Origin of the sequence: Alteriqipengyuania halimionae (assembly GCF_009827575.1) — a bacterium.
Taxonomy (GTDB): Bacteria; Pseudomonadota; Alphaproteobacteria; order Sphingomonadales; family Sphingomonadaceae; genus Alteriqipengyuania_A; species Alteriqipengyuania_A halimionae.
Genome location: NZ_WTYR01000001.1, coordinates 955600 through 979999, shown reverse-complemented (window position 1 = coordinate 979999; position 24400 = coordinate 955600). Strand labels below are relative to the sequence as shown.

Here is a 24400-nt window from a genome sequence, read left to right as displayed (position 1 = left end):
CGGGGCGGCCCTTTTCCGTTTATCGACGTCGGTTGCGTGGTTACGCGCTCTCTTCCTCGGGTTTTACAAGTGCGGCGGACTGCTTGCGCTTGCGCGCGGGGTAGTCGTTCGCCTCGACCGAAGACTGGTTCTTCAACGCCGAATGTTTCTCGATGACCTGGCCCTGCTCGTCGTAATCGACTTCGGGATTGTCGCGAATTTCGTATTCCACGGAAACCTCTCCTTTGCGACCCTAACGCTTTTGCGCTCGGGTCGGTTTCCGGGAGAGGCCCCGATTGCGCCAGGAAGTGCCGGGCATGCGCCCAGCGCCCCGAATAGGGCCTAGATGTGCAGTGCGCGTCCGTAGCTGGCGAGTACGCTTTCGTGCATGCTCTCGCTGATCGTGGGATGCGGAAACACTGTCTGCATCAGCTCCGCTTCGGTCGTTTCCAGCGTCTTGCCGACGACGAAGCCCTGGATCATTTCGGTCACTTCAGCGCCGACCATGTGCGCACCCAGCAACTCGCCGGTCTTGGCGTCGAACACCGTCTTGGTGAAGCCCTCGGCCTCGCCCAGCGCGATCGCCTTCCCATTGCCGATGAAGGGGAACGTGCCGGCCTTCACTTCGTAACCGGCTTCCCTGGCCTTCTCCTCGGTCAGGCCGACGCTGGCGATCTGCGGGTGGCAATAAGTGCAGCCCGGGATGTTCGCGCGGTCGAGCGGATGCGGGTGGACATCCTTGTTGCCCAGTTCCTGCGCGATAGCCTCGGCAGCTGTGACGCCTTCATGGCTCGCCTTGTGCGCCAGCCACGGCCCAGGCGTGCAATCGCCGATCGCCCACAAACCCTTCGATTTGGTACGCCCGTAATCGTCGATCTGGATGAAGCCGCGATCCATTTCGGCCAGCTTGTCTAGCCCGATCTCCTCGGTATTGGGCACGATGCCGATGGCGACGATGCAATGGGAGAACTCGGTCTCGGCGACCTTGCCGTCCTTCGCCTTGATCTTCGCCTTCACGCAGTTATCGGACACATCGAGCGCCTCGACGCCTGCGCCGGTCATGATCTCGATGCCCTGCTTGGTCAGCGACTTTTCGAGGAAGGCGGACACGTCCTTGTCTTCCACCGGCACGATCCGGTCGAGCATTTCGACCACGGTCACGTCGACGCCCATGTCGTTGTAGAAGCTGGCGAACTCGATCCCGATCGCGCCCGATCCGATTACCAGCAGCTTCTTGGGCATTTCCTTGGGAGTCATCGCGTGGCGGTAGGTCCACACGCGTTCGCCGTCGGCCTTGGCAAAGGGCAGGTCGCGTGCGCGTGCGCCGGTGGCGACGATCACGTGCTTGGCTTCGAGCTTCTCTTCGCCCTTCTCGCCTTTGACAGTAAGGCTGGTCGGCCCGGTGAGCCGCCCCTCGCCCATATGCACCGCGATCTTGTTCTTCTTCATCAGGTGCGTGACGCCCTGATTGAGTTGTTTGGCGACCCCGCGGCTGCGCTTCACGACAGCGTCCAGATCGGCCTCGATCTCGCCCGCGATCTTGAGGCCGTAATCCTTCGCATGCTGGGCATAGTGCAGGATCTCGGCACTGCGGAGCAGCGCCTTGGTCGGGATGCAGCCCCAGTTGAGGCAGATGCCGCCCAGCAATTCCCGCTCGACGATCGCGGTCTTCAGCCCGAGCTGTGCGCAGCGGATTGCTGCCACATAGCCACCGGGGCCCGAGCCCAACACGATTACGTCATACTTGTCAGCCATTTGCTTTCCTGTCTTCACACCATGTCCGAGGGAGACATGGACCGGGTGTTACACTGTTCAGGGGAAGGAATCCCTGGTAGGTGCGATATCGGCGTCATGACGTCGGTTTGCCACGTTTCGCCGATGTAGGACACCGCCCGGAATACTCCCCGTTCGACCTACTCTCCTTCGACCGGGCGCGGACGGCCGGTCTCGTCGATGGCGACGAAGGTGAATTTCGCTTCGGTCACCTTCCCGCCATGTTCCGAATGGCGCTCACGCCGCCAGGCTTCGGTCGCGATCACGATACTCGACCGCCCGACCGATTCAATCGTGCAATAGACCGAGACCTCGTCGCCAACCTTGACGGGCTGGTGAAATTCCATCCCGTCCATGGCGATCGTAACAGCGCGCCCCTTGGCGCGGCGCGCGGCAACCAGGCCTGCGCCATGGTCCATCAGGCTGAGCAGCCAACCGCCAAAGATATCGCCATAGGCATTGGCATCGGCCGGCATCGCGGTGACGCGGATGGCGGGATCACGTTTGGGCATGAAAACTCCAGTTGAGATGAGACCGTGCGCCGCCACATGCGGACGCGCGCGCCTCGATGATCAGCCGGCGATCTCTTCGAGATACTGGCTGCGGACCCAGCCCTGAAGGCAAGGCCCGACATAATTGCGTTCTTCCGCGATGGGCGAACTGACCTCGCAGCTGCCGATCGCTTGCCCCTCTTCGGGATAGACCACGCCGCTCCACTCGCCGTCGGTCGCGCAGATCGCGACAGCCCGTGCGTCTTCGAGCCGGTCGCGCTCCTTCACCATGTCGGAAGGCGCATCGCGGACGGAAAGATAGGTTTCGCCACCGGCCTCGAGCCCTGCGACCCGGGCATTCGTGCCGCAAGCGTCCATCTGCGGCTCGTCGCCACCGACTTTGATCGGCATGGGGACCGGGCCGTCATAAGGCTCGCTCGGCTGCGTATCCGCTGCCGTAGTGGCTTCGGGGCCGACCGGCGTCGCCACCGCGTCCTCTGCGGGCGCTTCGGCAGGATCGGAACAGGCTGCCAACGCCAGGACGGAAAGGCTGAGCGCAAGTGTGGACTTCATCATCGCCACATTCCCTTCGGTATTTGAAATGATATAACGCGGGTGCGAAAGCGGAAATCAAGCATCGAGGCCGTCCTTCGGGTACGCCTGGAAAGTGCCGTAAGCGACTTTATTCCCGTCCGTGAGCTGACTGTTCAGAAGATCGAGTTCGTCTTTCGGGGTATCCGTATCGGCAAGATCGATGAACATGACGTCCTCGACATCGAGAAGCTGATAACGATCTTCCATCAATGCTTCCGACGCTTTCTCTCGGAATTCGGCCTCCGATTCACAATCGACAACCACGTTGACGAATGCGCCATACATACCGGAAGCGTGGAGCTCCGAACCCGGCTTGGCTCTCACCTCATAGCAGCCAATCCAAGCCATTCACTTAAACCACCAGCCCCATCGGATTCTCGCATAGCTGCTTGAACGCTTCCATGAGCTGCGCGCCGTCGGCGCCGTCGATGGCGCGGTGATCGAAGCTGCCCGATGCGGTCATGACGGTGGCGACCTGCAGCGCGCCGTCGACCACATAGGGCCGCTGCTCGCCGGCACCGACCGCCATGATCATGCCCTGCGGCGGGTTGATCACCGCGTCGAACTGCTTGATCCCGAACATGCCGAGATTGGACAGGCTTGCGGTGCCGCCCTGATATTCGTGCGGCTGCAATTTGCCGTCGCGGGCCTTCTCGGCCAGCGCTTTCATCTGCGTGCTGATGGCAGCGAGGCCCTTCGTATCGGCCTCGGTGATGATCGGAGTGATGAGGCCCGTCGGCGCCGCCACCGCGACCGAAACGTCGGCACGGCTATAGCGATGCAACGTATCGCCCTGGAAACTGACATTGCACTGCGGCACGCGCATCAGCGCGCGGGCAAGAGCCTTGATCAGGAGGTCGTTGACACTGAGCTTCACGCCGTCGGCCTCGAGCCCGGCATTGAGCTGCTTGCGCAGGTCGAGCATCGCATCGAGACGAATATCGACCGAGAGATAGTAATGCGGGACCTGCTGCTTGCTCTCGGTAAGACGGCGGGCGATGACCTTCCGGACATTGCTGAGCTTCTCTTCCTCGTAAGGCGCGCCGTATTCGCTTTCCGCCGGGGTTTTGGACGGAGTGCGCGGCGGTGCCATTTCCTCGGTTGCGTCCCGCTTGGCTGCCGGCTTGTCGGCTTGGCCGCCCGTCGCGCCTTCAACGTCGGCTTTCACGATTCGGCCATTCGGACCCGAACCTTCGATCGAGGACAGCTCCAAACCGTTCTGTTCGGCAATCCGGCGCGCCAGCGGGCTGGCGATGATGCGCTCTCCGTCCACGGTGGGGGCGGCGGGCGCTTTGGCCGTATCCTGCGTGCCTGCTGAAGCGGGATCATCTTTCGTCTGCGAGCCGTCCTCGGAAGTCTTCGACTGCTCCGGTGCGCTGCTTTCATTTTCCTCGGGCGCAGGCGGCGGCGCAGGCGCATCGCCTCCATCGCCCGCGGCGGCCTTGGCCTCGTCGAGGTCTTCGCCCTCTTCGGCCAGCGTCATGATGACCGTACCCACGGCCACGCCTTCGCTGCCTTCTTCCACCGCGATGTCGGCGACCGTGCCTTCGTCCACGGCTTCGAATTCCATCGTCGCCTTGTCGGTTTCGATCTCCGCCATGATGTCACCTGCGGCAACCGTGTCGCCGACCTTAACCAGCCATTTGGCGAGGGTGCCCTCTTCCATGGTCGGCGAGAGCGCGGGCATCTTGATGGCGATGGGCATCCGGAATCCTTTGTGTGTCGTAACGGCAAGACCGCTTTTGAAACCCTCTGCCGAAAGCGCGCGCGCGGGGCAAGCGTGCAGTCGGGCTTGCTCCGCGCGTTATTTGCCGCCTAGACCCGCGCGGGAGAGAGGAACATTCAATGCGCGTCTATCTGGTAATCATGGATGAAAGCGCCGAGGCGAAGGTCGCGATGACCTACGCTTCGCGGCTTGCGCTGCAGGCCGATGGCACGGTGCATATGCTCGCGCTCGTCCCGCCGCAGCAATTCAGCGCCTTCGGCGGTGTGCAGGCGACGATGGAGGAGGAAGCCCGCAGCCGCGCCGAAGTGATGGTGACGTCGGCCGCAGGGCGCTATTTCTCCGAAAGCGGGCGCATGCCGGTGATCTCGGTCGAACAGGGCGATCCCGAAAAGGTGGTCCGCGAGTACCTCGCCGAACACCCCGAGGTGTCCGCGCTGGTGCTGGGTGCGGCCGAAGACGGGCCTGGGCCGCTGGTCACGCATTTCAGCGCGCATTCGGGCACGCTTCCCTGCCCGCTCTACATCGTGCCGGGCGACTGGAAACACGAGACCGTGGGCGAGATGTTCTGATCCGCGATCAGGTCAGCGTTCCGCGCGCCGGATAGCCCTTCTCTAGAATGAAATCGACGCCGTCGAGCAATTGGTCGATCGAGGGCCGCGTGAACGGCGCGCTCTGGGCCTGGGCAAAGAACAGCGTGCCATCGGGTCGAACGAGGAACAGTCCCGGTTCGGAAAACACGTCCGGCTCGTCGCTACCCTCGCGCTTTTCCGAAATGTAGAGCCCCCATTCACGGGCCTTTTCCTCCGACAGGCCGTAGCACAGCGGCAGATCGCCGGTGTCCCATTCTTCATCGACGACCTTGGCGCGATCTTCGCGGTCCATCGAAATCGCGAAGGGATTGATCCCGCGCTTGGTAATCGCGTCGAGCTTGTCAGCGATCGTCTCGAGATAGTTCTTGCAGATCGGACAATGCTTCCCGCGATAGAATACGAGCATCGTGAAATTGTCGGGGCTCTGATCGGCGAGGTTGAAACGCGCGTCGATCGTCAGCGGAAGATCGAGCGAGGGAACGGGGCGATTGGGGATGAGCATGATTTCTCCTTTGGGAAATCAATGCCCTGCCCCCATCGCCGTTCCGTTATTTGCCGCGTTTCTTGCCCTGGTGGCGGATATTGCCGGGGCGTCCGCGCTTGCCTTGCTGGTGCTTGGCTTTGCCTTCGGCTTTCCCGCGCCCGTCATTCTTTTTGGGCGGCGGGCGTTTGCCGCGCTTTTCGATCTGGCCTTCAAGGCCCGGCACTTCGAATTTCAATGCGCCGGTGATCGGGTTGGCTTCGGCGAGCTTCAGTTCGAGCCGGTCGCCGACCGTATAGGTGTCGCCGGTTTTCTCACCGACCAGCGCCTGGGCTTTCTCGTCATAGCGGAAATAGTCGTTACCGAGGGTCGAGACCGGCACCAGCCCGTCGCCGCCGAATTTGAGGATCGTGGCGAAGAAGCCGAAGCTCTGGACCCCGGTGATGCGCGTTTCGAAGGTTTCGCCGACGCGGCTCGAGAGCCAGGCGGCGACATAGCGATCGATCGTGTCTCGCTCGGCCTCCATCGCGCGCCGCTCGGTCTTGCTAATCGCATCGGAGATCTTGCCGAGATCGGCGCGATCCTGATCGGAGAGGCCCGACGTATCGGGGATCTTTCCCTTCGGCGCAGGCTGTTCGAGCTTGTAGGCATCGACCAGCGCACGGTGGACCAGCAGGTCGGCATAGCGGCGGATCGGCGAGGTGAAATGCGCGTAGCTCCCCAGCGCGAGGCCGAAATGCCCGGCATTGGCGGGCCCGTAATAGGCCTGCGTCTGGCTGCGCAGCACGGCTTCCATCAGCAGCGCCTTTTCCTGCTCGTCGGCAACGTCTTTCAGCAGCCGGTTGAACAGCGAGGGCGTAATTACCTGCCCCAGCGCGAGCTTTCCGCCGATGCTCTCGATATAGTCCTTCAGCGTAACGATCTTCTCACGGCTTGGCTGTTCGTGCACGCGATAGACCACCGGTGCGGCCTTGGCTTCGAGCGCCTTGGCCGCTGCGACATTGGCCGCGATCATGAAATCCTCGACCACGCGATGCGCATCGAGCCGTTCGCGTACGGCGATCTCGGTGATGCGGCCCTTCTCGTCCAGCATGACGCGGCGTTCGGGCAGGTCGAGATTGAGCGGGTCGCGCGCCTCGCGCGCGGCGTAGAGCGATTCCCAGCAGGCCCAGAGATTGGTGAGGTTGTCCTTCGCCTCGCCCTCGTCGACGCGGCGCTGCGCTTCCTCGTATGCGATCACTTCGTCGATCCGCACGATCGCGCGGGTAAAGCGCCAGGCCTTGATCCGCCCCTTGGCATCGATCGTCATATGGCAGGCCATCGCCGCGCGGTCTTCGCCCTGGCGCAGCGAGCACACATCCGCAGAAAGCACTTCGGGCAGCATCGGCACGACGCGATCGGGGAAATAGACCGAATTGCCGCGTTTCCTAGCCTCGCGATCAAGCGCGCCACCCGGGCGCACGTAGTTCGAAACATCGGCGATCGCGACGAGGGCCTTGAAGCCGCCCTTGTTGTCCTCGGCATCGTCGGGCTCGGCCCAGATGGCATCGTCGTGATCGCGCGCGTCGGCGGGATCGATCGCCACGATCGGCAGATGACGCAGATCTTCGCGATGATCCTCGGACAGCGGCAATTTCGCCGCCAGTTCGGCTTCGGCGATCACCTCGTCGGGGAAGATGTGCGGGATGTCGTGCTTGGCGATCGCGATCAGGCTGAAGCTCTTGGGCGCCAGCGGATCGCCGATCACCTCGGTGACTTTCACACTAGCGCGCTGCCCGCGGCCGACCGCTTCGGCGTAGACCAGCTGGCCATCCTCGGCCCCGCCGAGATCGGCGATCTTGGAGGAATTGCGCACGCTTTTCTCGACCGGCGCGAGCCAGCCCTGGCCGCTCTTGTCGATCTCCACCACGCCCATCATCTGATCGACGCGTTGAGGCAGTTTCTTCATCACGAAACCGCGCCAGCCCTTGCCGGCCTCTTCGGTCCGGGCGAGCACGCGATCGCCACGCCGCAGAGCGGGATGCCCTCCCTGTCCTTTGCCCTTCTTCTCGATGAGCACGATCTTCGGCGGCGGGGTGCCGGTGTCCGGAGCCCAGTTCTCGGGAATGGCCACAGGCTCGCCATCGTCGATATCGACGACCTTGAGGACCGTGACCTTGGGAATGCCGCCCATACGGTGGAAGGCGCTTCTACTGCCGTCGATCAGCCCTTCATCGGCCATGTCGCGCAGCAGCGCTTTCAACTGGACGCGCTCCTGCCCCTTGAGGCCGAACGCCTTGGCGATTTCCCGCTTTCCTGCGGGATTGTCGCTCGTCTTGATGAATTCGAGAATCTTTTCTTTGGTCGGGAGCCCGGGATTGCGGTGCCGCGCCCTGTTTTTCTTCGGTTTTGTCATATGCCTACCCAGATGGCGATCCGGGGGCATTTAAACAAGGCCGCGTGGATCAGTAGGCCCGACCGATATAGATCCGCTCTACCGCCGGTTCGCCGGTGAAGGGGCATGGGCCCGACGCGCCTTCGTCGCCCAGTGGCACGTTCCGCATGGTCAGCTTCAGCGATTTCAACTGTTCGACGACCTTGTCGAGTGCCTCGCCGGTCGGACGCGACCACGCCATCTCGACCCAGCCGGGATACTTGTCCTTCGAGGAATAGAAATCGCGCAATTCGTCGAATGTCGTCAGGTCGCGGCGGATATTGTCGTCACGGCGCTCGCGGGCTTCCTCGAACAGCGCGGTCTGGATCGCTTCGAGTTCGGCCCCTGCGCTCTCGGTGAATTCCTCGGGCGAGGGATCGCGGAAGGCGGGCTTGCCGTTTTCGGTGTTCCACAGGCGATCGCGGCGCAGCAGGCTGATCTTGTCGTTTTCGACATCGCGACCACCGATCTCGACGATCAGCGGCGCGCCCTTGCGGACCCAGTCCCAGCGCTTCTGCGCCGCCTTGCCGGGCCGCGTATCGAGATTGACCCGCAGCGGATCGCCGAAGGCCGTCTGCTGGCGGAGCATCGAAGCGAGCTTCGCGCAGTAGTCGAGCACCACCTCGTCGCCGTCATTGTCGCGCAACATCGGGAGGATCACGACCTGCCACGGCGCAATTTGCGGCGGAACGCGTAGACCGTCGTCGTCGCCATGGGTCATGATCATGCCGCCGACCATGCGGGTCGATACGCCCCAGCTGGTGGTGTGGCAGAGCTGCTCACCGCCTTCGCGGTCCTGGTATTTGATCCCTGCGGCCTTGGCGAAGCTGGTCCCGAGATAATGCGACGTTCCGGCCTGAAGCGCCTTGCCGTCCTGCATCATCGCTTCGATCGACCAGGTGCTGTCGGCCCCGGGAAAACGCTCGTGCTCGGGCTTTTCGCCCGCGAAGACCGGCAAAGCGAGATCGTCTTCGGCAAAGGCGCGATAGACTTCGAGCATGCGCATCGTGTGTTCGCGTGCCTCGGCCTCGCCTTCGTGCGCGGTATGGCCTTCCTGCCACAGGAATTCGCTGGTGCGCAGGAACATGCGGGTGCGCATTTCCCAGCGCACGACGTTGGCCCACTGGTTCAATTTGAGCGGAAGGTCGCGCCAGCTCTGGATCCAGCGCGCCATCGCATCGCCGAAGATGGTTTCGGACGTCGGACGGACCACCAGCGGTTCTTCGAGCTTGGCTTCGGGATCGGGCTTCAGCCCCCCTTCCCCATCGGAGATCAGCCGGTGGTGGGTGACGACCGCCATTTCCTTGGCGAACCCGTCGACATGTTCGGCTTCGCGCTCGAAATTGCCGAGCGGGATGAACAGCGGGAAGTAGACATTGTCGTGACCCGTGGCCTTGATCCGGTCGTCGAGCAGGCGCTGCATCCGCTCCCAGATGCCGTAGCCCCACGGCTTGATGACCATGCAGCCGCGCACGCCCGATTCCTCGGCCATGTCGGCCGCGCCGATCACTTCCTGATACCAGGCAGCAAAGTCGTCTGCGCGCCGCGTATTCAGCGCATGGCGGATATTGGCCACGTGTAATTCCCGTATTCTGGAGCTGTTATTTGCCGAGCTTGTCGAGCTTGTCCTGCATCGCCGTCATCTGCGCGCGCAGTTCGGCGAGTTCGTCCTTCGTCTCGCCTTCCTCGTCCCCATCGGCCGGCTTGTCCTGACCCGCGGTCAGCACGGCGCGCCAGCCATCGGCGAACATCTTCATGTTCTGCTGCGCCATCTTGGCAAAGGGATTCCCGGCCAGTCCCTTGCCGAACGTATCGCGCAGCTTTTCCTGGTTGTCGCGAAAGCTCTTCATCGACGCATCGAGATAGGACGGCACCATCGCCTGCATCGAATTGCCGTAGAGCGAGATCAGCTGGCGGAGGAAGGAGACCGGCAGCATGTGTTCGCCATGGGCTTCCTCGTCCATGATGATCTGGGTCAGCACCTGGTGGGTGATGTCGTCCCCGCTCTTGGCGTCGACCACCTGGAACTCGACTTCCTCGCGGGTCATCTTGGCCAGCGTGTCGAGCGTGATGTAGCTCGAACTGTCGGTGTTGTAGAGCCGACGGTTCGCATACTTCTTGATGACGATCGGTTCTTCGGGATTGCGAGCGCGCGCAGCCATCTGGCTCTCCGGGTTAGGTGAATTGTGCGCACTAGCAGCATGGCCGAGTGCAGCGCAATATCGTTGCGTTCAAGCACGCTCGAACCGGGATCCCAGAACCGTGAGCAATTCGTACTGCGAAAGGCCGCTGATGCGCGAGGCTTCGGGCAGATCGTACACCGCTTCGATCCAGTCGCCTTCCTTCAGCTGAGGGGCATCGCCAAGATCGACGGCGGTCATGTCCATCGATACCCGTCCCACCACCGGCAATATGGTTTCCCCGCTTCGCATGCGCCCTTTGCCAGACCAGCTGCGCAGATAGCCATCGGCATAGCCCAGCGCGACCGTGCCGATCCGCATTGCCCGCGGCGCGGTGAACGTCGCATTGTAACCGACCGTCTCGCCCTCTTCGAGATTGCGGATCTGCATGATCGCGGCCTCGATCGTGACCACCTGCCGGATGTGATCGGCGAGTTCTGCACGCGGGATGCCGCCATAGAGCGAAAGGCCGGGCCGGGTCAGGTCGAAGTGATAGCCGCTGCCCAGGGCGATCCCGGCGCTGTTCGAGAGACTCGCTGCCCGATGCGCGATCTGCCCCCTCGCCTCGTCGAACACGGCGCGCTGCCGATCGTTGGCTACAACGTCCTCGTCCGCGCATTGCAGGTGCGACATCAGCACCTCGACCTCGAGCTGTGCGATGGCCGGATCGCCGATCGCGGCGATGGGCAGGCCGAGCCGGTTCATCCCTGTGTCGAGCATCAGGTGGCAAGGTCCGCCGCCAGCCTCGTGCCAGAGCCTGGCTTGGCGCACCGAATTGATGATGGGGCGTGCGCCCACGGCGATACCATACGCGGCTTCGCCGGCATCGATCGGACCATGCAGAACCGATATCTGCTCGGCCGGCACGACGTCGAGCAGGTCCGGCACCTCGGACCAATGCGCGACGAAGAAATCGCGACAACCGGCTTCTGCAAGCGTCGACGCGACGAGCTTTACCCCGAGCCCGTAGCCATCGGCCTTCACCGCCGCACCGGCGCGTGCCTCGCCCGACAGTCGATCGAGCGCCCGCCAATTATCGGCCAGTGCGGCGCGATCGACGGTCAGCTTCAGGTTCGGCGGGGGAAGATCGGGCATGAAGTCCTAAGGGGCAGCAGGGGAAACCGGCGGCGGTGTTCCCGAATCATCGAAATCGCGCGGCGGGCCGCTCTTCACCCCCCATAATACGATAACCAGCCCCACCGCGACCACTGCGATCGTGTACCACAGGCCAGCATAGACGTTGCCTGTGCGCGCGACGATGATCCCGGCAATCAAGGGCAGGAAGCCGCCAAGGTAGCCCGCGCCGAAATGATAGGGAATCGACATCGAGCTGTAGCGGATTTTCGCCGGGAACATCTCGGTCAGAAGCGCGGCCACCGACCCGTAAGTGAGCGCAGACAGCACGCCGAGACCCAGCAGCAAGAAAAGGATGCCGACAAGGTTGGGGAGCGGCGGAACCTGGCGCGAGAAATCGAACCCACGCTCCGTCAGCGCCGCCTGCAATCCTGCTGCGCGGGCGGAGGATGCTCCCTCGTTCGCGGCGAACCATGTGTCGTCGAGCGTGATAGTCGTATCGGCGGCGGTTACGACCAGATCATCTGCCTGGACGACGGAATACGCGACCCCGTTGGCGATCAGCGTTTCGAGCACCTTTCCGCAATCGCTCTGCGCGCGATCGAACAGGTCGGCAAAGGGATCGGTGCGACACTCCGGACCGGAGACGACCACCGGGACATCCGCTGCCGTGCGCGCAAGGCCCGGATTGGCGAGCGCGCCCAATCCCCAAAAAATCGGAAACAACAGCGCCAGAGCTGCCACCGCACCGATCACGATCGGTTTCTTGCGGCCCCCCCGATCCGACCATTTGCCAACGATGACGTAGAAACTCATCGCAATCAGCCCGGCCAGCAGGAGCAGCCATTCGACCAGCGTCTCGTCGAGCCGCATCGGACCGCGCAGAAAGCCAAGGCCGGAGAAAAAGGCGGTGTACCAGATGGTGGTCAGCACCCCGGTGACGCCAAATGCGACCAGGATGCGCTTCTTGTTGCCGGGATAGGTGAAGCTCTCGACGAAGGGATTCCCCGCCGTCTCGCCAGCTTCGCGCATCGCCTGGAATACGGGGCTCTCCGACAGTTTGAGCCGCATCCAGAGCGACACTGCCAGCAGGATGATCGATAGCAGGAAGGGTACGCGCCACCCCCAGCCTTCGGCCGTGAACTGTTCTTCGGGCAGAATGGCCCGGCAAAGCAGGATCACGGCGATGGACAGGACGAAGCCGCCCACCACGCTCGCCTGGATGAACCCGGTATAGAACCCGCGTTTTTCGGGCGGGGCATGTTCGGCGACATAGATCGCTGCGCCGCCATATTCGCCGCCGAGAGCGAGACCCTGCATAATCCTCAACAGGATGACGAGGATCGGTACCGCCACGATCCAGGCGCTCCCATAGGTACCTTCGACGTAACCGACCGTCGGGATCATCCCGACTCCGGCTGTGGCGATCCCCATCAGCGTGACGGTGACGAGGAAGGTGTATTTGCGCCCCAGCCTGTCGCCGAGAAACCCGAAAAGGATGGCGCCGATCGGGCGGAATGCGAAACCGACCGCAAAGGTCGACCAGACGAGAAGCAGCCCAAGCGTATCGTTATCGACGTCGTAGAACGCATCCTTCAGGATGTAGGCGAGCGTTCCGTAGATGAAGAAATCGTACCACTCGAACACCGTGCCGGCCGAACTGGCGGCGATGACGAGCCGCAATTCCTTCGCCGTGGGCTCTTGCCCGTGCAACGTATCCCCCATCGCTCTCCCCCTAGCGAATTGATATCGGGAGATGTTCTACTCCGGCTCCGCCGGGAGGGAAAGCGCCTTGGCGGCAGCCGTCCACGGCAACAGGATGGCGCCATGACGGCCAGGATAATTACTGGCACGGTCGAGCAGGTCGAGCCTGGGCCAGGCGGGCCGTTTGCCCTCTCCAGCGAGCCAGGCGTGGAGCCCGGCGAGGCAATCTACAATCTCGCGCTCGTTCCGGCCAACGGCATGATGTGCAAAGATCGCCGCAGCGGCCTGTCCGATCGCGCAGGCGCTTACCTGCAGGCCAAGCCCGGCGATCCGGCGATCGGGATCAAGATCGCATCCCAATCGCAGCGTGCTGCCGCAGGTGGTCGATCGCGCTTCGCCCATGTTCTGCCATTCCCCCGCAAGCGGGAAATCGGCGAGCTCGGTCGCCAGGCGCAGCATCTCGGGTGTATAGAGTTCCGCCGTACCCGCGGTGTCACCCGCCATGTCAGCTGGCGGTTTCGGGTTCGGTCCCGGCCGATTCCTCTGCCCGCTCACGCTCCAGCGCCTGACGACGCTCGGCAATTATTTCGACCAGCGACTGGCTGGCGGAATTGATGAAAGTGTAGCTCCGCGCCTGCGTCATCCAGGCGGGGCGTCCACTGATGCCCCACACAGAATCGTACCCCAGCACCAGGACCGAGAACGCGAAAACGGTGATGATCACGCCCTTCACCGTCCCGAACCCGAAGCCGAGCAAGCGGTCGAACGGGCCAAGCGGAGAGTTCCGCATCGATTCGCCGAAATTGTTCGCGATCACTTTCACCACGGCATAGGGCACCAGCAGCAGGATCGCGAACGCCAGCACCGGTGCGCCATTATTGAAATCGAGATAGGGAGCGATCGCCGCCGTCAGCGGAGTGTGCAGGAAACGGATCGCAAGAATTGCGCAGACCCAGGCGAACAGCCCGAGGACTTCCTCCACGAACCCACGCATGAACCCGGTGATCGCGCCAAGCCCCACGATCAGCAATACAACTAAATCGAAACCCGTCATTGTTGGGGGAATTAGGCCCCACCCATGATGCGGTCAACGAGTTTGGGCAGGAGATCGATCGAGCGGTGGTTAACTCCCTCGATACTCTTGGCTTCGTCGATCGGAGGTCCGTTGGAATTGTCGAAGCCGAGCTTTGCCGCTTCGCGCAGCCGCATGGCCGAATGGGCGACCGGTCGCACCTCGCCCGCCAGCGAAACTTCGCCGAACCAGGTCGCACGTGCCGCCAGAGGCTTGTCCGCCATCGCCGACACGAGCGCCGCACAGACCGCGACATCGGCGGCCGGATCGGCAAGACGATAGCCCCCGGCAACATTGAGATAGACTTCGGCCGAGGAGAAATTCAGTCCGCAGCGAGATTCGAGCACGGCGAGCAGCATTGCCAATCGTCCGCTGTCCCAACCCACCACGGCTCGGCGCGGTGTCGCCCCGCTTTGCAGGCGCACCACCAGCGCCTGGATTTCTACCAGCACCGGGCGTGTCCCCTCGATGGCTGGGAACACGGCGCTTCCCGCCACCGGGTCTTCGCGACCCGAAAGGAACAGCGACGAGGGGTTCGCAACCTCGGCCAGTCCTTCGGCGCCCATCGCGAACACCCCGATCTCGTCCACCGGGCCGAAGCGGTTCTTGAGCCCGCGCAGGATCCGGTACTGGTGCGATCGCTCGCCCTCGAACGCGAGCACGACATCGACCATGTGTTCGAGCACGCGCGGGCCGGCGATGTTGCCGTCCTTGGTCACGTGACCGACCAGGACCAGCGCACTCCCGCATTCCTTGGCGAAGCGGATCAGCTCGAACGCGCACCCGCGCACCTGGCTCACCGTACCCGGCGCGCCTTCGATCTGGTCGGAATACATCGTCTGGATCGAATCGATCACGATCAATGCGGGCGGAGCGCCCTGCCCCAGCGTGGTGAGGATATCGCGCACATTGGTTGCGCTGGCCAACCGCACCGGCGCATCGGCCACGTCCAACCTACGGGCGCGCATGCGGACCTGCGCCGCGGCTTCCTCGCCCGAAATATACACCGCGCCGCCCATGTTCCTGGGGCCGCTTTTGGCGATATTGGCCGCCGCTTGCAGGAGCAGGGTCGACTTCCCGATCCCCGGATCGCCCCCCATCAGGATCGCGCTGCCTGCAACCAGACCGCCGCCCAGCGCGCGATCGAATTCGGCGAGGCCGGTGGTCAAACGCTCGGGAGGGGTGCCGACCTCCTCCATCCCTTCGAGCGCGATGAGGCGCCCGCCGGAGGACAGATCGTGCTTTTGGGAAAACACCGTCGCCGGGGCATCCTCGACCAGCGAGTTCCATTCCTTGCACTCGCCGCACTGCCCCTGCCAGCGCGACGCGACGCTTCCGCAGGCCTGGCAGACATAACGTTTCTTGGGCTTTGCCATGACCATTCGTTAGCCAGAACATTTGCGGAACACAAGCGTCGCTGTTGCCCCGCTCCACGGTCCCTGCCATCACGGTGACAATGCGCCAGAAGGAACTCAGGATCGCCCTTGTCTGCTATGGCGGCATCAGCCTTGCGGTCTATATGCATGGCGTGACCAAGGAAGTCTGGCACGTCGCGCGAGCGAGTTGCGACTTCCACCGCGATCCTGGAGAAAAAGCGCAGGAATTATCCGCCACGGCAAGGGTTTACCGCCGCTTCCTGGAAACCATCGAAGATCGTTCGGGAATCCGGCTGCGGGTGCTGAACGATATCATCGCCGGCTCGAGCGCTGGCGGTATCAACGGGCTCTTTCTGGCCGAAGCGCTGCACAACGGCGGCTCGCTCGAACCGCTGACCGAAATGTGGCTGGCCGAGGCTGACACCGATCGTCTGCTCGATCCCGATGCACAGCTGTGGACGCGCTATGCAAAATCGCTCGCCTCGCCGCTGATACTCGCATTGCTCAATCGCCCCGGAAACGCGATCAACGAAAGCGTAGCGCCCGAAACGCGTAACGAGGTGCGGAACAAGCTGTCGCGCCTTATCCGCTCGCGCTGGTTCGAGCCGCCGTTTTCGGGGATCCATTTCAGCCGTCTGATAGACAACGCCCTGGTGGCGATGAAAGACAAGGCGTGCGGTCCTCGCCTGCTCCCGCCCAACCATCCGCTCGATGCGATCGTCACCGCAACGGATTTCAAGGGCCATCTCGAAACCCTGCGCCTGCACAGTCCGTCGCAGGTTGCAGAGAGCGAACATCGTCTGACCATGGGCTTCCGCGCTTTCGGCGGAGAGCAATTGGCAGCGCGGCCCGAACTGGTGCTCGCCGCCCGCGCCACGGCCAGTTTTCCCGGTGCGTTCCCTGCCTTCCAGCTTGCCGAACTCGACAAACTTGTGGCCGAGCGCGAAATAGACTGGCCTCGGCGCGATCGCTATCTGCGCAAGCTGCTGCCCGCCCATGCGCGCGCTGGAAATCTCGACCGGGTCGCGTTGATCGATGGCTCGGTCCTCAACAATGCGCCGTTCGAGCAAGTGATCTCCCTCCTGTCCGAACGCCCAGCCCAGCGCGAGGTGGATCGCCGCATCGTCTATATCGATCCGCGGCCCGATCGCGTTGGTAGAGCTTTGCGCGAAGACGATCGCCCGCCAGGGTTCTTCCCTGTGATCTTCGGCTCGCTCTCGACGATTCCGCGCGAGCAGCCGGTGCGCGACAGCCTCGACCAGTTGGCAGCCCATTCGCGCGAGGTCGAACGGTTGCGCGACACGGTCGAGGCCTTGCGTCCCGATGTCACAGCGACGGTCGAAAAGCTGTTTGGCCGCACCCTGTTTCTCGACAGCCCGACGGTCGCGCGGCTCACGGCCTGGCGTGGCAAGGCGCAGACCGCCGCCGCCAAGCAGGCGGGTTATGCCTTTCACGGATACGGCGAAGCGAAGTTCAACGGGATCGTAACCACGCTCGCCGCGACCATCCGCGAGGGGGCACCCGAACTCGGGCTCGAAACCGGAGAGATCGATGCGCGGCTGCACCGCTATCTGCGCGATGAGCGCGGATTGCAGATTTCGGGAGCGAAGGGCGCAGCGAGCGCGGAGGCTATCGAATTCTTCCGCACACACGACCTCCCGTTCCGGATCCGCCGCTTGCGTCTGCTTGCGCGGCGGCTCACCCGCGACTGGGAGGGCGAGGAGTCGATTCCGGAAAATGAGCGCGAGATCGCGCGCAGTGCAGTCTACGATGCGCTGTCCATGTACCTCGATCGCGAACCTGCCTCGTCGCTAGGGGAAGGCTTCGCCGAGATTGCAGAAGCGTTTGAGGCCGATCCCGGCGTGGTGCTCGAGGCAATCGGCGAACGGCGTGGGCTCAAGGAGACCGACCTCGCGGTCGACCAACTGCTGGCCAATACGATGAGCCAGCTCTCGAGCGCGCTCAAGCGCCGGATGCTGCTGTCCTATCTCGGCTTCCCGTTTTTCGACACGGTGACCCTGCCCCTGTTGCGCGGCGAAGGACTGACCGAATTCGATCCGGTAAAAGTCGACCGGATCAGCCCTGACGACGCCCTGTCCATCCGCGACGGCGGTACCTCGGAGACGCTACGCGGAACCGAATTCTACAATTTCGGGGCCTTTTTCAGCCGGACCTATCGCGAGAACGATTATCTGTGGGGGCGGCTCCACGGCGCCGAGCGGATGATCGACATCATCAACTCAACGCTCGACGAGCGGCTCGACACCGAAACGATCCGGGATTTCAAACGCGCACTGTTCAATGCCGTGCTCGACGAGGAACAGCCGCGTCTGAAAGCCGATCGTGACTTGGTCGACAGGATACGCGCAGAAGTCGAAGCGCGTATGGGCTAGCCTGCGAACGCATCCTTGAGCCGGTCGAAGAAGCCCTTCGAGTTCGGGCATTCGTCACCGGTCTCGGTTTCGCGGAACTGCTCGAGGATCGCCTTCTGCTCCTTGGAGAGCTTGGTCGGCGTCTCGACCACGATTTCGGCGATCAGGTCGCCGCGACCGCGCGCCTGCAACACCGGCATGCCCGCGCCCCGGCGACGCAATTGCTTGCCCGACTGGATGCCTGCGGGGATGTCGATCGACACTGTCTCACCATCGAGATTGGGGATCGAGATGCAACCGCCAAGCGCTGCCGTGGTGAAACTGATCGGCACTTCGGTAACGAGGTTCGATCCGTCGCGCTCGAACACCTTGTGGTCTTTCACGCGCAGGAAAATGTAGAGATCGCCCGGCGCGGAGCCGAACGGCCCGGCCTCGCCCTTGCCCGAAAGGCGGATACGCGTGCCGGTGTCGACGCCCTTGGGGATGGTGATGTCGAGCGTGGTCGGCTTGTCGACACGACCCTCGCCGCCGCAGGAATGGCACGGCTTTTCGATCACCTGGCCGCGGCCGTGACAATTGGGGCAGGTGCGCTCGACCATGAAGAAACCCTGCTGCGCGCGAACCTGGCCCACACCCTTGCAGAGATTGCAGGTCCGCAAGCCCGTGCCCGGTTCGGCGCCATCGCCTTCGCAGGTCTCGCAGACCTGGCTGGTTTCGATGGTGATCTGGCGTTCGGCGCCGTGGAAGGCCTCAACGAGGGTGACTTCGAGATTGTAGCGCAGATCGGCACCGCGACGCGCCTGCTGGCGACCGCCACCTCCAGCAAATCCGCCGAAGATGGTTTCGAAGATATCGCCCAGATCGGCAAAATCGCCGCCCGGATGGCCGCGTCCACCGCCACCGCCGCTGGCGGCCTGGGTGTAGCGTTCGTGGCCGTATTGGTCGTAGGCCGCACGCTTCTGCGGATCCTTCAGGCAATCATAGGCTTCACTGATTGCCTTGAACTTGCCTTCGCTCTCGTTGCAGCCCGGATTGCGATCCGGGTGGTGCTGCATCGCGAGCTTGCGATAGGCGCTCTTGATCGTGGCGCCATCCGCAGTGCGGGAGACGCCGAGCGTTTCGTAATAATCGATGCTGGTAGCTGGCATAGGTCAGGTCCCGCAAACCTTACCGCCACCGATGCGCGGGGCATCGGTGGCGGTGGTGGTTTGCATCGGGCTTACTTGCTCTCGTCTTCGTCGACTTCGGAGAACTCTGCATCGACGACGTCGTCGTCCTGCGAGGCCTCCTGGGCGGCGGCGTCGGCAGCAGACGCATCGGATGCACCGGCATCCTGCTGCTGCTGGTAGATCGCCTGGCCCATCTTCATCGACAGCTCGGTGAGCTTCTCGGTCTTGGCCTTGATCGCATCGATATCGTCGCCTTCGAGCGCCGTCTTGGTTTCGGCGATCGCGGTTTCGATCTCACCCTTGAGCCCGGCGTCGATCTTGTCGCCGTTCTCTTCGAGCTGCTTCTCGGCCTGGTGGACGAGGCTGTCGCCCTGGTTGCGGACTTCGGCCTGCTCGCGACGCTTCTTGTCCTCTTCGGCGAATTTCTCCGCGTCCTGGACCATCTGCTCGATGTCGTTGTCGTTCAGACCGCCCGAGGCCTGGATCTTGATCTGCTGTTCCTTGCCCGTGCCCTTGTCCTTGGCGGACACGTTGACGATGCCGTTGGCGTCGATGTCGAAGGTGACTTCGATCTGCGGCACGCCGCGCGGTGCGGGCGGTATTCCGACGAGGTCGAACTGGCCGAGCAGCTTGTTGTCCTGCGCCATCTCGCGTTCGCCCTGGAAAACCCGGATCGTCACCGCGTTCTGGTTGTCCTCGGCGGTCGAATAGACCTGCGTCTTCTTGGTCGGGATCGTGGTGTTGCGATCGATCATCTTGGTCATGATGCCGCCCAGCGTCTCGATACCCAGCGACAGCGGGGTCACGTCGAGCAGCAGTACGTCCTTGACGTCGCCCTGCAGCACGCCGGCTTGGATCGCAGCGCCCATGGCAACGACTTCGTCCGGGTTCACACCGGTATGCGGCTTCTGGCCGAAGAATTCTTCGACGACTTCGCGGACCTTCGGCATGCGGGTCATACCGCCGACCAGCACGACTTCATCGACGCCGCCCTTGTCGACACCGGCATCCTTCAGTGCTTTCTTGCACGGTTCGAGGGTGCGCTTGATCAGGTCGCCGACGAGCTTTTCGAGGTCCGAACGGCTGATCGTTTCGACAAGGTGCAGCGGGGTGGACGAGCCACCTTCCATGCGTGCGGTGATGAAGGGCAGGTTGACTTCTGTCGACTGGGCGGAGCTCAGCTCGATCTTGGCTTTCTCGGCCGCTTCCTTCAGGCGCTGGAGAGCAAGCTTGTCGCTCTTCAGGTCCATGTTTTCCTTCTTCTTGAACTGCTCGGCCAGCCATTCGACAATCGCGCTGTCGAAGTCTTCGCCGCCAAGGAAGGTGTCGCCATTGGTCGACTTCACTTCGAACACGCCATCGCCGATCTCGAGGATCGAAACGTCGAACGTACCGCCGCCAAGGTCGTAAACGGCGATCGTCTTGCCGTCGTCCTTGTCCATGCCATAGGCGAGTGCCGCGGCCGTCGGCTCATTGATTATGCGCAGCACTTCGAGGCCGGCGATCTGGCCGGCATCCTTGGTGGCCTGGCGCTGGGCGTCGTTGAAGTAGGCCGGGACGGTGATGACCGCCTGGTTGACGTCTTCACCGAGATAGCTCTCGGCGGTTTCCTTCATCTTCTGGAGGATGAAGGCGGAAATCTGGGAGGGGGAATATTCTTCGCCGCCGGCTTCGACCCAGGCGTCGCCGTTCTTGCCCTTGACGATGTCGTAGGGGACGAGTTCCTTGTCCTTCTTGGTCAGCGGATCGTCGAACCGGCGGCCGATCAGACGCTTGATTGCAAAAAGGGTGTTGTCGGGATTGGTGACCGCCTGGCGCTTGGCCGGCTGACCAATCAGGCGCTCGCCGTCCTTGGTAAAGGCGACAATCGAGGGCGTGGTACGCGCGCCTTCGGAGTTTTCGATAACTTTGGGCTTGCCGCCATCCATCACCGCGACACAGCTGTTGGTGGTGCCGAGGTCGATACCGATAACCTTGCTCATATGTATTCCTGCCTGTTGCTTCGTTGTTGGACGCCGCTTCGTTGGACCCCCGGATGCCCGGCAAGTCCGCTTGGCGGCTCGTGTATTGACGAGGGCGATATAGGTGGGGTTTTTCTTGTCGCAAGGGATTGGCATCGCTAGTCGGGCCACCTGTTTCGACGAAGGACACGACGATATGCGCTGGACTCCCCTTTTCCTCGGCTTGGCCCTGCTTGCCGGGTGCGATAGCGCTACCGAACAGCCCACTGCCGAACCCATCGAAGGCATGGACGCCAAGGCCGGGATCACGGTCAGCGATGCGCGGCTCGTCCTGCCGGTCGTCGACGGACGGCCCGGCGCGATCTATCTCACGCTCGCCAACACGTCCGACAAGGAAACCGAGCTCGCGGCGATCTATCTCGATGGGGCCGATCGGGTCGAGCTGCATGAAAGCAAGATGGACAACGGCGTGATGACCATGGAAACGGTCGACGGTATCGCCATCCCCGCCGGGCAGACGGTTGCGCTCGAGCAAGGCGGGCTACACGCGATGGTATTCGGAATCGATCCCGCCGACGAAAGCGCGACCAGGGAGATCACCCTGACCTTCGCCGATGGCGACAAGACCAGTCTCGATGCCAAGGTGGAGCGCGTGGGCGAGGCGGCCAACTGAGCGAGGCCGCAGCCCCCCTCCCCGCCTGTCCGATCGGCGGGGAACGCACGCTGACCGCGGGTGAGGTCGATCTCGCCCGCTCGATGTTCGGCAGCGCGATCGATTACAGCAAGGTGCGCATCCGGCGCCGCAAATTCATGCCGTTCCAGCCGCGCAAGGTCACGATGGCCCCGCGCGGCCATTTGCATTTCCACCCGATGGGCGAAGCCTATTGCGACGATTTCGCCGCCGTCCCACTGCTGCGGCAGGGGCTGTTCATTCATGAAATGACCCATGTCTGGCAGACCCAGACGCGTGGAGACTGGTACCTGCTCCTCCACCGCCATCCGTTCTGCCGCTACGACTACGCGCTGAAGCCGGGCCAGCCGCTGCATAAATACGGCATAGAGCAGCAAGCCGAGATCGTTAAACACACCTTCTGGCTGCGCAATGGGGCCAAGGTAGCGGGCGTCGCCGACAAGCAGGCCTACGACTTGCTGGTCAGTTTTGCCGGAACCGACGCATGACCGAATTCGAATTCATCTTCGTCCTCTATGCCCTGGTGCTGGGCCTGTCGGTCGTCGAACTGCTGTCGGGTTTCGGTGCCTCGCTCGAAAAACTGTTCAGAAGCGAGGCCGACGACGTCCGTTTCCGGATCGGCTGGCTCACCCCGCTGTTCGCGATCTTCGTGATGCTCGACCTGATGAGCTTCTGGGTCTTCGCTTGGGTCGTGCGCGATCTCATTTCACTGACGCCGGGCACATTGCTCGGGATATTGGCTTTCGCGAGTGCCTATTACCTCGCGGCACGGCTCGTCTTTCCAACGGACCCGGCCGACTTCCACGATCTCGACACGCACTATTTCCGCGTGCGGCGCACAGTGATCGGTATCCTGATCGCGCTCGTCTTCGTCCAATGGGCCTTCTTGATGACGATACCCGCGTTCCGCGAGGTCATCCTGCGCCCCTATTCGATCGCGACGACCGTGGTTCTGCTGGTGCTGATGGGCGCGGCGATGTGGCTGAAATCCGTGCGTGGGAACGCCATTATACTGGCGCTCCTCATCGCACGGTATCTGGTTGTCTATCTGGCCTGATCAGTCGCGCCAGTAGTCGCGATAACCGTCGGTGTAGCGGCAATCGTCGTCGAGATAGCCGCGGCGGTTGTCGTCATAGAAGCCGTCGCAATCATCGTCCTTGTCGGTAAAATACCCTGCAATCGCCCCCGCAGCGGCGCCGGCGGCGGCGTAAGTCGTGATGTCCTGATCGGTGATCGCGGCGACGGCGGCACCGGCCGCGGCGCCCACGGCAGCACCTTCGATCGAATAGTTCTGCGCGCACGCACCGAGCGACAGGGTCGAAAGGGCCAGTGCGGGGGCGGCGATCATCTTGACGTTCATGGCAAGTCTCCGATTGGGTGTCCCGGGAGGGATCGTGATGGGTCGGGAAACCTACGCCGAGCGGGGGTGTAGGTTCCGGCCGGTTTCTCAGCCCTTGAGCGCGAAAATAGTATTTGATACTCGATCACGCGTCCGGGCGGCCCAACCCGCGCCCGGCGGACACCTTACATCATGGAGCTCAAAGACTACGGTTTAAGCCGCGAGCGCGGCTATCTTTCGCAATATGAAATCGATGAAATCTCGCTTCCCGATCGGTTCGCCCCGATCCTCGAGGCTGCGAACAATCTTTCCGCCCTGCTGACCACCGGCCGGGTGAGGCATTTTCTCGATGCGCTGCCCGATCCCGAAATCGGCAACTGGGTACAATCCGCCTCCGAAGAAGACGTCCGCACCGCGATGGTGCATTATTCCTTCCTTGTGCAGGCCTATGTCTGGGGAGAGGACGATCCCCCGGCCCATCTGCCCGCCAAACTGTCGCGCCCGATCTGCGCGCTCGCCGATCGCCTCGGCCAGGCGCCGTTGCTGCCCTATTCGGGTTATGTGCTCGACAATTGGTACCGGCTCGACAAATCGGGCCCGATCTCGCTCGACAATATCGCCGTGCACCAGAATTTCCTCGGAGGTGCCGACGAAAACTGGTTCGTGCTGATCCATGTCGCGATCGAGGCCGAGGCCGGCGTCCTGCTCGACAACGCGGCGCGACTGGTAACCATCGCAAAGGATGGCGACGCCCCCAGAGCAACGCGGCTGCTGCGCGAAATGGACGAGGCGTGGGAGCGCATCTACAGCCACTTCGCGCGCATGCCCGAGCGGTGCGATCCCTACATGTATTTCCACCGTGTGCGGCCTTACATCCATGGCTGGGCCAACAATCCCGCGTTGGACGGCGGCGGGCTCGTTTACGAGGGGATGGACCGCTTCGAAGGCAAGCCGCAGGCTTATCGCGGGCAGACCGGCAGCCAGTCCTCGATCGTCCCGGCGATGGACGCGCTGTTCCAGGTCGGCCACTCCGACGATCCGCTGCGCCAGTTCCTCGACGAGCTGCACCAGTATCGCCCGGTCGAGCATCGCCGGTTCATCGAAGATCTCGCGAGCCAATCGACCTTGCGCGACTTCGTAAGCAACCAAGCCGATCAAGCGCTGAAAGACGCATTCAACGCCTGTCTTGAACAGTCGGCGCGCTTCCGAACGCGGCATCTCGAATATGCGGCGAGCTATATCAACAAGCAGGCGGGCAGCATTGCGGGCAACGATCCCGACGTCGGTACCGGCGGCACGCCATTCATGAAATACCTGAAGAAGCACCGCGACGAAAACCGCGATCAAGTGGTCTGACCTCGTCCCGTCATTGCGAGCGGCGACGCCGTGCAGCAATTCGGTCTCGGCGCTGTCCG

The 24400-nt window shown here is 62.9% G+C and carries 24 protein-coding genes; 6 read left to right on the top strand and 18 right to left on the bottom strand.

Features of this window, described 5'->3' with window-relative positions:
- Nucleotides 1-40: 40 nt before the first annotated feature.
- The 6 genes from GRI68_RS04740 to GRI68_RS04715 form a co-directional block, all read right to left on the bottom strand.
- Complete coding sequence (locus GRI68_RS04740) at nucleotides 41-211, bottom strand: hypothetical protein (protein ID WP_160616174.1); 171 nt, start codon at nucleotides 209-211, stop codon at nucleotides 41-43.
- 110 nt (nucleotides 212-321) lie between these two features.
- Nucleotides 322-1734 carry a dihydrolipoyl dehydrogenase gene (gene lpdA, locus GRI68_RS04735; RefSeq protein ID WP_160616173.1) on the bottom strand — a complete coding sequence of 471 codons (1413 nt, stop codon included), beginning with the start codon at nucleotides 1732-1734 and terminating at the stop codon, nucleotides 322-324.
- A 158-nt stretch (nucleotides 1735-1892) separates the two neighbouring features.
- Nucleotides 1893-2264 carry an acyl-CoA thioesterase gene (locus GRI68_RS04730; protein ID WP_160616172.1) on the bottom strand — a complete coding sequence of 124 codons (372 nt, stop codon included), beginning with the start codon at nucleotides 2262-2264 and terminating at the stop codon, nucleotides 1893-1895.
- A gap of 60 nt (nucleotides 2265-2324) precedes the next feature.
- Nucleotides 2325-2819 carry a hypothetical protein gene (locus GRI68_RS04725; protein ID WP_160616171.1) on the bottom strand — a complete coding sequence of 165 codons (495 nt, stop codon included), beginning with the start codon at nucleotides 2817-2819 and terminating at the stop codon, nucleotides 2325-2327.
- A gap of 54 nt (nucleotides 2820-2873) precedes the next feature.
- Entirely contained in the window at nucleotides 2874-3185 is a 312-nt protein-coding gene (locus GRI68_RS04720) for a hypothetical protein (protein WP_160616170.1), read from the bottom strand.
- A 4-nt stretch (nucleotides 3186-3189) separates the two neighbouring features.
- Nucleotides 3190-4542 carry a pyruvate dehydrogenase complex dihydrolipoamide acetyltransferase gene (locus GRI68_RS04715; protein WP_160616169.1) on the bottom strand — a complete coding sequence of 451 codons (1353 nt, stop codon included), beginning with the start codon at nucleotides 4540-4542 and terminating at the stop codon, nucleotides 3190-3192.
- 140 nt (nucleotides 4543-4682) lie between these two features.
- Between GRI68_RS04715 and GRI68_RS04710 the strand changes: the two genes are divergently transcribed.
- Nucleotides 4683-5132: a universal stress protein gene (locus tag GRI68_RS04710; RefSeq protein WP_160616168.1), complete on the top strand. Its 450-nt coding sequence runs from the start codon at nucleotides 4683-4685 to the stop codon at nucleotides 5130-5132.
- A gap of 7 nt (nucleotides 5133-5139) precedes the next feature.
- On the opposite strand, the gene GRI68_RS04705 is transcribed toward GRI68_RS04710, so the two are convergent.
- The 9 genes from GRI68_RS04705 to radA form a co-directional block, all read right to left on the bottom strand.
- Nucleotides 5140-5655, bottom strand: coding sequence for a peroxiredoxin-like family protein (locus GRI68_RS04705; protein WP_160616167.1), 516 nt, complete (start codon nucleotides 5653-5655; stop codon nucleotides 5140-5142).
- A 46-nt stretch (nucleotides 5656-5701) separates the two neighbouring features.
- Nucleotides 5702-8029 carry a ribonuclease R gene (gene rnr, locus GRI68_RS04700; protein WP_199799712.1) on the bottom strand — a complete coding sequence of 776 codons (2328 nt, stop codon included), beginning with the start codon at nucleotides 8027-8029 and terminating at the stop codon, nucleotides 5702-5704.
- 49 nt (nucleotides 8030-8078) lie between these two features.
- Nucleotides 8079-9623, bottom strand: coding sequence for a proline--tRNA ligase (proS, locus tag GRI68_RS04695; RefSeq protein WP_160616165.1), 1545 nt, complete (start codon nucleotides 9621-9623; stop codon nucleotides 8079-8081).
- A 25-nt stretch (nucleotides 9624-9648) separates the two neighbouring features.
- Nucleotides 9649-10209, bottom strand: coding sequence for a polyhydroxyalkanoate synthesis repressor PhaR (gene phaR, locus GRI68_RS04690; RefSeq protein WP_160616164.1), 561 nt, complete (start codon nucleotides 10207-10209; stop codon nucleotides 9649-9651).
- Between the two features lie 69 nt (nucleotides 10210-10278).
- A complete protein-coding gene (gene alr / locus GRI68_RS04685) occupies nucleotides 10279-11322 on the bottom strand; it encodes an alanine racemase (protein ID WP_160616163.1) in 1044 nt (347 codons plus the stop codon).
- Nucleotides 11323-11328: 6 nt separating this feature from the next.
- Complete coding sequence (locus GRI68_RS04680) at nucleotides 11329-13026, bottom strand: MFS transporter (RefSeq protein WP_160616162.1); 1698 nt, start codon at nucleotides 13024-13026, stop codon at nucleotides 11329-11331.
- 36 nt (nucleotides 13027-13062) lie between these two features.
- A complete protein-coding gene (locus GRI68_RS04675) occupies nucleotides 13063-13509 on the bottom strand; it encodes an iron-sulfur cluster assembly scaffold protein (RefSeq protein ID WP_160616161.1) in 447 nt (148 codons plus the stop codon).
- Between the two features lies 1 nt (nucleotide 13510).
- Nucleotides 13511-14059 carry a CvpA family protein gene (locus tag GRI68_RS04670; RefSeq protein ID WP_160616160.1) on the bottom strand — a complete coding sequence of 183 codons (549 nt, stop codon included), beginning with the start codon at nucleotides 14057-14059 and terminating at the stop codon, nucleotides 13511-13513.
- 11 nt (nucleotides 14060-14070) lie between these two features.
- Nucleotides 14071-15453 (bottom strand): DNA repair protein RadA, encoded by a 1383-nt coding sequence (radA, locus tag GRI68_RS04665; RefSeq protein WP_160616159.1) that lies wholly within the window; start codon nucleotides 15451-15453, stop codon nucleotides 14071-14073.
- Nucleotides 15454-15533: 80 nt separating this feature from the next.
- Here radA and GRI68_RS04660 point away from each other — a divergent pair, with 80 nt between their 5' ends.
- Complete coding sequence (locus GRI68_RS04660; RefSeq protein ID WP_160616158.1) at nucleotides 15534-17846, top strand: patatin-like protein; 2313 nt, start codon at nucleotides 15534-15536, stop codon at nucleotides 17844-17846.
- On the opposite strand, the gene dnaJ is transcribed toward GRI68_RS04660, so the two are convergent.
- Both dnaJ and dnaK read right to left on the bottom strand, forming a co-directional pair.
- Nucleotides 17843-18973 (bottom strand): molecular chaperone DnaJ, encoded by a 1131-nt coding sequence (gene dnaJ, locus GRI68_RS04655; protein ID WP_160616157.1) that lies wholly within the window; start codon nucleotides 18971-18973, stop codon nucleotides 17843-17845. The two genes, GRI68_RS04660 and dnaJ, sit on opposite strands and share 4 nt — an antisense overlap.
- A 71-nt stretch (nucleotides 18974-19044) precedes the next feature.
- The gene (gene dnaK / locus GRI68_RS04650; RefSeq protein ID WP_160616156.1) at nucleotides 19045-20976 is read right to left on the bottom strand and encodes a molecular chaperone DnaK; all 1932 of its coding nucleotides are present in this window, start codon (nucleotides 20974-20976) and stop codon (nucleotides 19045-19047) included.
- Between the two features lie 175 nt (nucleotides 20977-21151).
- Here dnaK and GRI68_RS04645 point away from each other — a divergent pair, with 175 nt between their 5' ends.
- From GRI68_RS04645 to GRI68_RS04635, 3 genes are all read left to right on the top strand, one after another.
- On the top strand, nucleotides 21152-21628 hold the full coding sequence (locus GRI68_RS04645; protein WP_160616155.1) for a copper chaperone PCu(A)C: 477 nt from the start codon (nucleotides 21152-21154) through the stop codon (nucleotides 21626-21628).
- An 83-nt stretch (nucleotides 21629-21711) separates the two neighbouring features.
- Nucleotides 21712-22134 (top strand): vgr related protein, encoded by a 423-nt coding sequence (locus tag GRI68_RS04640; protein WP_160616154.1) that lies wholly within the window; start codon nucleotides 21712-21714, stop codon nucleotides 22132-22134.
- A complete protein-coding gene (locus GRI68_RS04635; protein ID WP_160616153.1) occupies nucleotides 22131-22703 on the top strand; it encodes a hypothetical protein in 573 nt (190 codons plus the stop codon). The genes GRI68_RS04640 and GRI68_RS04635 overlap by 4 nt, the downstream gene beginning before the upstream one ends.
- Here the strand turns inward: GRI68_RS04635 and GRI68_RS04630 are convergent, their stop codons facing one another.
- Entirely contained in the window at nucleotides 22704-23006 is a 303-nt protein-coding gene (locus tag GRI68_RS04630) for a glycine zipper domain-containing protein (protein ID WP_160616152.1), read from the bottom strand.
- 171 nt (nucleotides 23007-23177) lie between these two features.
- Here GRI68_RS04630 and GRI68_RS04625 point away from each other — a divergent pair, with 171 nt between their 5' ends.
- Nucleotides 23178-24341, top strand: coding sequence for a PrnB family protein (locus GRI68_RS04625; protein WP_160616151.1), 1164 nt, complete (start codon nucleotides 23178-23180; stop codon nucleotides 24339-24341).
- Nucleotides 24342-24400: the final 59 nt, after the last annotated feature.

What these genes read in the sequence shown, in the direction of transcription:
- GRI68_RS04635 (WP_160616153.1), top strand. Translation starts at nt 22,131, where the DNA reads ATGACCGAATTCGAATTCATCTTCGTCCTCTATGCCCTGGTGCTGGGC.
- GRI68_RS04730 (WP_160616172.1), bottom strand. Translation starts at nt 2,264, where the DNA reads ATGCCCAAACGTGATCCCGCCATCCGCGTCACCGCGATGCCGGCCGAT.
- GRI68_RS04630 (WP_160616152.1), bottom strand. Translation starts at nt 23,006, where the DNA reads ATGAACGTCAAGATGATCGCCGCCCCCGCACTGGCCCTTTCGACCCTG.
- phaR (WP_160616164.1), bottom strand. Translation starts at nt 10,209, where the DNA reads ATGGCTGCGCGCGCTCGCAATCCCGAAGAACCGATCGTCATCAAGAAG.
- GRI68_RS04645 (WP_160616155.1), top strand. Translation starts at nt 21,152, where the DNA reads ATGCGCTGGACTCCCCTTTTCCTCGGCTTGGCCCTGCTTGCCGGGTGC.
- GRI68_RS04720 (WP_160616170.1), bottom strand. Translation starts at nt 3,185, where the DNA reads ATGGCTTGGATTGGCTGCTATGAGGTGAGAGCCAAGCCGGGTTCGGAG.
- radA (WP_160616159.1), bottom strand. Translation starts at nt 15,453, where the DNA reads ATGGCAAAGCCCAAGAAACGTTATGTCTGCCAGGCCTGCGGAAGCGTC.
- GRI68_RS04715 (WP_160616169.1), bottom strand. Translation starts at nt 4,542, where the DNA reads ATGCCCATCGCCATCAAGATGCCCGCGCTCTCGCCGACCATGGAAGAG.
- GRI68_RS04625 (WP_160616151.1), top strand. Translation starts at nt 23,178, where the DNA reads ATGGAGCTCAAAGACTACGGTTTAAGCCGCGAGCGCGGCTATCTTTCG.
- GRI68_RS04660 (WP_160616158.1), top strand. Translation starts at nt 15,534, where the DNA reads ATGCGCCAGAAGGAACTCAGGATCGCCCTTGTCTGCTATGGCGGCATC.
- GRI68_RS04640 (WP_160616154.1), top strand. Translation starts at nt 21,712, where the DNA reads ATGTTCGGCAGCGCGATCGATTACAGCAAGGTGCGCATCCGGCGCCGC.
- GRI68_RS04675 (WP_160616161.1), bottom strand. Translation starts at nt 13,509, where the DNA reads ATGGCGGGTGACACCGCGGGTACGGCGGAACTCTATACACCCGAGATG.
- rnr (WP_199799712.1), bottom strand. Translation starts at nt 8,029, where the DNA reads ATGACAAAACCGAAGAAAAACAGGGCGCGGCACCGCAATCCCGGGCTC.
- lpdA (WP_160616173.1), bottom strand. Translation starts at nt 1,734, where the DNA reads ATGGCTGACAAGTATGACGTAATCGTGTTGGGCTCGGGCCCCGGTGGC.
- GRI68_RS04670 (WP_160616160.1), bottom strand. Translation starts at nt 14,059, where the DNA reads ATGACGGGTTTCGATTTAGTTGTATTGCTGATCGTGGGGCTTGGCGCG.
- GRI68_RS04725 (WP_160616171.1), bottom strand. Translation starts at nt 2,819, where the DNA reads ATGATGAAGTCCACACTTGCGCTCAGCCTTTCCGTCCTGGCGTTGGCA.
- GRI68_RS04705 (WP_160616167.1), bottom strand. Translation starts at nt 5,655, where the DNA reads ATGCTCATCCCCAATCGCCCCGTTCCCTCGCTCGATCTTCCGCTGACG.
- dnaJ (WP_160616157.1), bottom strand. Translation starts at nt 18,973, where the DNA reads ATGCCAGCTACCAGCATCGATTATTACGAAACGCTCGGCGTCTCCCGC.
- GRI68_RS04710 (WP_160616168.1), top strand. Translation starts at nt 4,683, where the DNA reads ATGCGCGTCTATCTGGTAATCATGGATGAAAGCGCCGAGGCGAAGGTC.
- GRI68_RS04680 (WP_160616162.1), bottom strand. Translation starts at nt 13,026, where the DNA reads ATGGGGGATACGTTGCACGGGCAAGAGCCCACGGCGAAGGAATTGCGG.
- dnaK (WP_160616156.1), bottom strand. Translation starts at nt 20,976, where the DNA reads ATGAGCAAGGTTATCGGTATCGACCTCGGCACCACCAACAGCTGTGTC.
- alr (WP_160616163.1), bottom strand. Translation starts at nt 11,322, where the DNA reads ATGCCCGATCTTCCCCCGCCGAACCTGAAGCTGACCGTCGATCGCGCC.